General features: G+C 51.3%; 9 protein-coding genes. 1 reads left to right on the top strand and 8 read right to left on the bottom strand.

Going from position 1 to position 8,133, the window contains the following annotated elements; all coding sequences use genetic code 11:
- A partial coding sequence (gene fadH, locus HKN79_08390) for an NADPH-dependent 2,4-dienoyl-CoA reductase (protein ID NNC83582.1) occupies window positions 1-496 on the bottom strand: 496 nt, incomplete at its 3' end.
- Between the two features lie 144 nt (window positions 497-640).
- On the opposite strand from fadH, the gene HKN79_08385 reads away from it, so the two are divergent.
- Window positions 641-1,981, top strand: coding sequence for a saccharopine dehydrogenase (locus HKN79_08385; GenBank protein NNC83581.1), 1,341 nt, complete (start codon window positions 641-643; stop codon window positions 1,979-1,981).
- Between the two features lie 5 nt (window positions 1,982-1,986).
- Here the strand turns inward: HKN79_08385 and HKN79_08380 are convergent, their stop codons facing one another.
- The 7 genes from HKN79_08380 to HKN79_08350 form a co-directional block, all read right to left on the bottom strand.
- Window positions 1,987-2,772, bottom strand: coding sequence for a hypothetical protein (locus tag HKN79_08380; protein ID NNC83580.1), 786 nt, complete (start codon window positions 2,770-2,772; stop codon window positions 1,987-1,989).
- A 1-nt stretch (window position 2,773) separates the two neighbouring features.
- The gene (locus HKN79_08375; GenBank protein ID NNC83579.1) at window positions 2,774-4,006 is read right to left on the bottom strand and encodes a metallophosphoesterase; all 1,233 of its coding nucleotides are present in this window, start codon (window positions 4,004-4,006) and stop codon (window positions 2,774-2,776) included.
- Complete coding sequence (locus HKN79_08370; GenBank protein ID NNC83578.1) at window positions 3,999-5,048, bottom strand: chorismate-binding protein; 1,050 nt, start codon at window positions 5,046-5,048, stop codon at window positions 3,999-4,001. Before HKN79_08370 ends, HKN79_08375 begins: the two co-directional genes overlap by 8 nt.
- Window positions 5,041-5,463 (bottom strand): hotdog fold thioesterase, encoded by a 423-nt coding sequence (locus HKN79_08365; GenBank protein ID NNC83577.1) that lies wholly within the window; start codon window positions 5,461-5,463, stop codon window positions 5,041-5,043. Before HKN79_08365 ends, HKN79_08370 begins: the two co-directional genes overlap by 8 nt.
- A 103-nt stretch (window positions 5,464-5,566) precedes the next feature.
- On the bottom strand, window positions 5,567-6,199 hold the full coding sequence (locus HKN79_08360; GenBank protein ID NNC83576.1) for a PIG-L family deacetylase: 633 nt from the start codon (window positions 6,197-6,199) through the stop codon (window positions 5,567-5,569).
- 2 nt (window positions 6,200-6,201) lie between these two features.
- Entirely contained in the window at window positions 6,202-6,879 is a 678-nt protein-coding gene (locus HKN79_08355) for a class I SAM-dependent methyltransferase (protein ID NNC83575.1), read from the bottom strand.
- A gap of 57 nt (window positions 6,880-6,936) precedes the next feature.
- Window positions 6,937-7,854, bottom strand: coding sequence for a glycosyltransferase (locus tag HKN79_08350; protein NNC83574.1), 918 nt, complete (start codon window positions 7,852-7,854; stop codon window positions 6,937-6,939).
- Between the last annotated feature and the right edge of the window lie 279 nt (window positions 7,855-8,133).

Raw genomic sequence — 8,133 nt, 5'->3', positions numbered from 1 at the left:
CCATGATCTCCACCCCATGAGAACCGGCCTCTTGGGCCAGTCTAGCGCTTTTGACAAAGTCCCTGATGGTCTTCTCGATGCCCCGCTCAGACAGTGCTTTGGGTGTAAAGGGGGTAATAGGACTTCGCAGCTTGGAGGGTGCCACCGCGAAGGGGTGGTAGGCATACCTCCCGGTATGCAGGATCTGCATGCAGATCAGCCCTCCATGATCATGCACCGCATCGGTGATTATACGGTGCTTCTTGGCCTCACGGCTGTTACTCAACTTGGCTCCGAAAGGGGCCACCCAGCCTGCTCGGTTGGGAGCGATACCTCCTGTGACAATGAGTCCGGCCTCACCAGCTGAACGTTCAGCATAGAATCGGGCCATGCGCTGGAAGCCGCCTTTCTCTTCTTCCAATCCGGTGTGCATACTTCCCATGAGCACTCGGTTGCGCAGCGTCACATGAGCGACTTTCAAGGGACTGAATAAGTGGGGATAGTGTGGATGCTCCATAGATAGATTACACGGATATCATACTCGCTCTTTCTCTAGATTTTCTATGCAAGAAAGTGCCTTCATCATTTGGGCAAGATACTGTTAAAAAGCGATGGACATCGGGCATTGCATAGCTCCTTGCAAGGGGTATTTTAGCCGCCTATGGAAGGAAAGAAAAAGGTCCTCATAATCGGGGCCGGTCGGTCGAGCAGCGCACTCATCGCCTATCTCTGTGAACAGGCTGAACATGCAGATTGGCACATCACAGTTGCGGACCGCGACCTGAGCTTGGCCCAAGAACGCTGTGCCGATATGCCGCAGGCTGAAGCGGTCTCATTCGATGCACTCGATGCTGGGTCACGAAAAACAAACCTTCCCGGACACGATGTGGTGGTCTCCATGCTACCCGCCCGATTCCACATAGAGGTGGTCAAGGATTGCTTGGAACTGGGTATCCCTGTGATCACGCCCAGCTATATCACCCCGGAGATCAAAGCACTCGATGAAGAAGCCAAGAAAAAGGGAATCCTCATTCTCAATGAGATGGGACTCGACCCGGGAATCGATCATATGAGTGCCATGCGTATCATCGATCGCATACAAGCGCAAGGGGCTGAATTGACATCTTTCAAATCATTCACAGGTGGATTGATTGCCCCGGAGAGCGATGACAATCCCTGGAACTACAAGTTCACTTGGAATCCGCGTAATGTGGTGCTAGCAGGCCAAGGAGGTGCTGTGCAGTTCATCCGGAACGGCAGGTACAAGTACATCCCCTATCACCGTCTTTTCAGTCGTACGGAATCGATACATATCGAGGGGCACGGAGAATTCGAGGGCTATGCCAACCGCGACTCGCTCAAGTACCGCTCGATCTATGGACTAGAGGATATACCGACCATCTATCGCGGTACACTGCGTAGAAAGGGATTCTCTGCAGCTTGGGATGTATTCGTGCAGCTCGGAATGACGGACGATACCTATACGCTGGAGGATTCCGAACAGATGACCTACCGGGATTTCATCAATACTTATCTGAGTTATGAGGTGGTCACACCCGTGGAGCAGAAACTATGCGACTACCTGCACCTCGACCGTCACGGTGAGATCATGAAAAAACTGGAGTGGCTGGGCATATTCGAGCAGCGCCAGATCGGACTGAAAAAGGCCAGCCCAGCTCAGATCCTACAGCAATTGCTCGAAGAGAAGTGGAAATTGAGACCGGAGGACAAGGACATGATCGCTATGTATCACTACTTCGAGTATGTCTTGAATGGTGAGAAGAAGGCGATCCACTCACATATGATATCCATCGGCAAGGACCAGACCTTCACCGGGATGTCCCGCACCGTAGGCCTGCCCATCGGAATTGCTGTAAAATTGATGCTTGAGGATCGATTGGAGCTGAAGGGTGTGCATCTACCTATCATGCCTGAACTCTATGATCCGATCCTCGATGAATTGGAAACGATGGATATCGTCTTTCACGAATACGAAGGCTGAATAAATCAGTCCTCCTCAGGCCTAGGGCGGTACTTGATGCGCACCTCGGTAGCACCCACACCATAACGCTGATAATCCGCATCCAGGAATTCGCAGTTGGGATAGCGCTTGAGAATTTCACGGATGGCATTGCGCAATCTACCTTCTCCCCGCCCGTGGATGAATATCACCTTGGATAGACCCCGCTCTATGGCCGCATTCAGCTTGCGGTCGAAATGGTCCAGCTGGAGCGACACGATCTCATGCTTCATCATCCCGTGACTGTTGTCGATGAGCTCTTGAATATGGAGGTCCACTTCCCATACACCATGATCCTTGCGCTGCTTGAGGCTCTTCTGTGGATTTCTCCGTTTGACATCTTCTCCGATATCCTGTAGAGAGACTTCTTCAATACTCTCATCAATGCGTTTGCGTTGCTCCGTATCGGTGCGAACGAGTTGAGATATGGGAAAGGTCTTGACAAAGAGGTCTTCGAATTCCAGTTCGGCTTTACCTTGATCTGGAAATCCGATGATCATAGCCGTCTCTGTCTGGTCCAGCACGTGCACTCGCATACCCACACTGAAACCTTCCATTTCCATGATGGGTCCTTGTACGATGGGTTCGGGTTCGGGCCGTTCTTCCCTGAGATCGAATCGGGGTACCAGCACGGAGGCGGGATAGCTCATCTCAAAACCCTCTTCGGTCTCTATGAGCACATTCCCATCTTCTTGGACACGGATCACCTTGGCCTTACCGGGTTCGTTGAGAAAGGAGACTTCTTCTCCAGGTATGAAATCATAGTTGGCCATTTCAAGCGCTTCTCAAGGTAAGTAGACTGATCTCAGGCCACATACCGATACGCCCGGGAAATCCGAGTACGCCCATTCCCCGATTGACGTGGAGGAATTGACCCTGCTCGTCATACAATCCACCCCAACGCTTGTACAGGTGCTTGATAGGACTGTATTTGATACCCAATGCTGGGATCTCGATTCCCATCTGCATCCCGTGGGTATGTCCGCTCAGGGTGAGGTCGATAGGTACCTTGCCCATGATCTTCTCTTCGAAGTGCGTAGGATCATGGCTCATCAATATGGAGAACTCATTATCCGAGACTCCAGTCAAGGCTTCATCCAAGTCTCCGATCTTGGGGAAGTGAGGACTCTTACCCCAATTATGGACACCGAGTAGCTTTACGGTCTCACCGTCCTTCTCGATGGTCACATTCTCGTTCTCCAGCATCTGGAAGCCCATTTCATTCTGGATCTCCTTCAGCATCAACTGGCTTTGCAGAGCTTCAGCCTCATCCCACGGACCATAGTGGCCGTAATCGTGATTGCCGTAAACGCTGTACTTTCCATGCTTGGCCTTCAAACGCCCAAGTACCTGCTCCCAGCCCTTGGCCTCTTGTGCATGCTCGTTGACCATGTCTCCCGTGAAGAGGATCAGGTCGGGTTCGAGATCGTTGATCATCTCCACCATATACTCGATGGGACGATAATTCCGTAGGAAACTTCCCAAGTGGGCATCGCTGATCTGTACCACCTTGAAGCCATCGAAGGCCTTGGGAAGGATCTTGGAAGGAATATCGTGGCTGAGCACTCTCCAGCGGAACTTACCCTTGGTGACTCCATAAAGTGCTCCTCCAAATAGCAATGCACCTATACCTAAGCCCGTCTGAGTGATGAATCTTCTCCTTGACCAGTCTGTATCTCCACTGCTCAGTTTGGTGAAGGTGGTTCCTGCCAGATTGAACAGGTCATCCACCAGGTGGAAGAGTGCGATGGCGATCTTGGGAATGAAGAACACGAAGAAGAGAGCCAAGGCATACTGAGCGATATGTGACTCATTGCGTGTCTGACGGAAGATGCTCATCCCGTAAAAGAGAAAAGCAATCGCTCCCACACTGATGAGCCAGTAGGCCAGCATACTGATCCATCGGGCCGGATTGTTCAGCATCTGCGCATAGGGCAGCAGGGCTTTGAATACATAGGCATCCAGAGCTAGGAAGATGAGTGAGCTGATGATGATCCGTTCAATCATGATATGTAGGTATGAATCTTCCCATCACCTCTAGTTTATTGATGACTTCCTGCCATTCATCCACAGGGTCAGAGGAAGAGGTGACTCCTCCCCCTGCGTAGCAGATGGCGTAATAATCTTTTTTCTCCATACAACGGAGGTTGACGAAATAACGCGAGACCTGGGCTCCTGCAAAGCCGATGTACCCCGTATAGTACCGTCTGTCATGTTCTTCCAACTCGGAGATAAGACGCTTGGCCGCTTCCAAGGGCTGCCCACAAACGGCCGGTGTGGGATGAAGCAGATCGAGTATCTCACGATCGCTGCGTTCGGTCTGGAATAGGATATCGCTCCTCAGATGGACCAGTGGTCCGGCCTCTTCGTCATAGGGCTCGGAATATTGGAGATCGGAGACCTGCCCTTGATCGAGCTGCTCGAGTATGTATCGCGTCACGATCTCCTGTTCTTCTCTCTCCTTGACGGTCCACTCCTCTCCTTCTTTCTTTTTGGTACCGGCCAATGACATGGTGCGGCACTGCGCTCCTTGACGTTCCAAGAGTACTTCAGGGCTGGCTCCCATTCCTGTAAAAGTGCCTGGAGCGTGCAGCAGGTATACAAATGCTTTGGGATAATCCTTGACCGCTTTGAGGAATAGATCGGTATAGATGGCATTGTAAGGCCTGGGGTCCATCACACTGAGCACGACCTTCTCGGCTTCGCCTGCTTGTAATCTGTCGATGAGCTGTTCACAGGTATCCAGATAGCCTTCGCGCCAAGCAGGTTGCATGTTCTCTACCAGATAGCCGCTATCCTCGAAATGGACATAGTCGAACTGACTCAGATTGAGTTCATCCATGGTCCCGAGAAAATCAGGACGGATATAGATGGTCGGACAATCCTCGGATTCTTCATACGGAGCCATGACCATTCCCTCGGGTTTCTCCGACTCGAAGTCCTCATCTCCTTGTACCATCACCACCACATCACTGCTATCAGGTAAGGCAAAAGCGCAGAAAGGAAGATTGCTACGCTCGAGTTGTATGAGCTTCTCGCGATTATCCATTCTCAGAGGTATCGATGATCATATTGGTCAGTTTACAGATGGCCACCAATCTCTCGCTGTCGTCTGTGACCCGAATGTCCCAGACATGGATCTTACGCCCTAGATGTACGGGTAGCGCCTTGGCATGTACGAATCCATTCCGCACCGAACGTAGATGCTGTGCATTGATCTCCATCCCTACGCTGGTCTTCTTATCGTGGCGCACCAATAGATAGGAAGCAAAGCTGCCCACAGTCTCTGCCAATGCAGCAGTGGCTCCACCGTGGAGAATCCCAAAGGGTTGCTGTGTCTCCTCAACAACCGGCATGCGTGCGGTCAGACCTGTGTCGTCCAGATCGGTGAAGACGATGTCCAGATGCTTGACCATTCCCTTGGACAGACCATTGACGATGTCCAAGTCGATATCTTCTTGGATCCAGCTCATGGTAGCAAGCGTTGGATACGGTCAAAATGACCGATATGTCGTGTGAATTGCATCATGGAAAAGCGATTATCTGCGCCAAGGATAGAGGCCGCAATCATTGTACCAATCGGATGACCTCGAAGGCCTCTGCCAAATGATGTCCTACCTGTACTCCTCTTACCCGAGCCAGACCGTGGAGAAAACCATCGGCCAGATAGATGCGCTTCTCTTGAGAACGGTAGCAGTGAAGGGCATCCAATTTGGCCTGAACATTCTCTTCATCGAGCGCCACATGATAGTTCGTTGTGACACTCATGTTATTCCACGGTAGCTCATAGCCCAAGATGGAGCAGTGCTTGAAAGCGCGGATGGCCTCCTCATGGATCACCTGATGGTCCTGATGGATATCGGTGGAATTGGGCACCAATACAAGATCGGGCCGGAAGTCCTTTCTCATCTGGACCAGATCCTCGAGGATAGCCTGTCGATGCGCTGGAAATTCCCGGACCGGATAATCCAACAGTCGGGCCTGACCTTCTGACATACCAAGCTTTTGAACAGCCTCTTTCAACTCGCCACCTAGTAGATCTGAGGTACTGCCTTCGGGAAGGGATTTCAGACAGGGTGAGAATGCCACATAGCGTACTTCAGCCCCAGCAGACACCCAGCGATGGATACTTGCTCCGGCACCGAATTCTCCATCATCGGGATGAGGAGCAAGGACCAATATCTTCTTGAATGATTGCATGATCAAGGTTTACGACCGATGATGACCAGTTCATCGGCCAGATGAGGGAAAAGTTTGATGGCCAGATTCCGTTTCCAGTGGGAGAACAACTTGCGGTGTTCTTTATAGTGTATCTCAAATCCGAGATTGGTGAACATCTCCTCCAACTCGGGCATGGTATATTCCTTCACGTGCATCCAATCGTCCCATATCTGACGCATATCGGTGCGGTTGAAGTCCTTGGCGACCTCTACAAATCCAGGGTCGAGATGTTGCGTCACCTTCCCGGTGACAGGCTGACCGCGGAATAGTTTCAACACATTGTCGAAAGAACTCCCATTTACCGTGGAGAGGTAGAAATAGCCACCGGATGGAAGTTTATTGTAGATCTTCTCGAAGAAGATATAAGGTGAGAAGCGGAAATGAGCAATGGCATGCGCCAGGAAGAAACAATCCACTTCCTCCTCGATACTGTCGAAATCCCCAGTGAAGAATTCGAAGAGGTACATCTTCACATCGTTCTCCGCAGCCCATGCTTTATTGGCCTCCTTGGCCCATGGAGCTTCTACCGTGATGATGTTCTGCCCTTTCTCTTTGAGGCCCAGAGATATGACCCCTCCGGTACCCGGACCGAGTTCGCAATAGCAATCCGCATTGAGTGAGACGAGATCCTCGATGGTACGTTGTATCCTATAATCCATTTGGACGAAATCTGAGGCTTTTCAGCAAAGACGGGCAAAGATAAATGAGTAAGCTCTTCAACTCCATTCCAGAGAGAGAATGTCCTCTATAAAGCGTGGATAATTCCTATCGGCTGAGAATCGCTCCTTCCAAGCCTGACGCACGCCTTCTCTGAATGCCGGTCTGGCCAGCCCGGTCAGTATCCAGTCATCCAGGATCGAGGCGATCTGCGCATGATCGAGCTCCCTGTCTACAAGCACTCCTGTGCTCTCGGTCACCATTTCATGTACTCCCCCAACATCCGTGCTCAACACAGGGATACCGAAGCTCATGGCCTCCATCATACTCACAGGTAGCCCCTCGCTACTGCTCAGGCTGATGAGAAGGTGATAGGGTTTCTGGCTGTACTCATGCATGATCGCATCGTGATCCATATCTCCCCGGATGGAGACCTGGATATGTTTACCCAGACCATTCGTTTCTGTTCTCAGAAGCTCTTCTTCCGGACCGCCACCGATGTGGGTCCAGTGCACCGGACGTTGGCATAGAGCAAGTATGGTGATCATCTCGCGAATACGTTTCAGTGGCACCAAGCGGGCGACAGAGACCACTCGGAGCGTCTCGTCCGTAGGCAGGGGTCCCGGACCGTGATCCACGGTACCTAGATAGTGTGTTTCCAAGGGTACTCCGGTCATCCGAGATGCGATATACCCTTTACCCAGTTCAGAGATGGGATAGATCTTCTTCAGCCCCTGTTTCTGGATAGCGCGATAGGGCTGATAGCCCAAGGTGTGGCGCTCATCATATAGATCATAGCCATGAACCCGGGTGACATATCCAGAGATACGCTTCTCCTGAGCGAGCAACCCTAGTACGGTGGCCCACTCACCCATCCAATAGCTATAGTGCAAGGCATCATCTTGGAGCATACCACTGGTCTCAAGAGCTGAGGCCCGGGCTGTCAATTGACGTGCATTGGCCATCTGATAGCGCATGCTTTTCAAGTAGGATAATTTTCTTATCTCTCTAAATACCAGATGTATGACTGATTTAATTGATTTTTTACTCGAAGTTTGTGAATCGGTAAAATGGACACTTACATTCTCAGGCAGACCGAAGATGACTTCCTGGGTCCGCGTCCAGGGAATGATGCGCACTTGATCGAAGCTCTCTGCAAGAAAAGGCAACTCGGGCCGAAGGAATGCCTCGTGGCTCCCTTGCGGAAATTTGAGGGTATAGAGATGCAGTATGCGTGGTCCTTCAGTCATCGAGGA

The sequence above is a fragment of the Flavobacteriales bacterium genome (genome assembly GCA_013001705.1).
Classification (GTDB): Bacteria; Bacteroidota; Bacteroidia; order Flavobacteriales_D; family JABDKJ01; genus JABDLZ01.
This window is presented reverse-complemented; position numbering and strand designations above follow the sequence as displayed.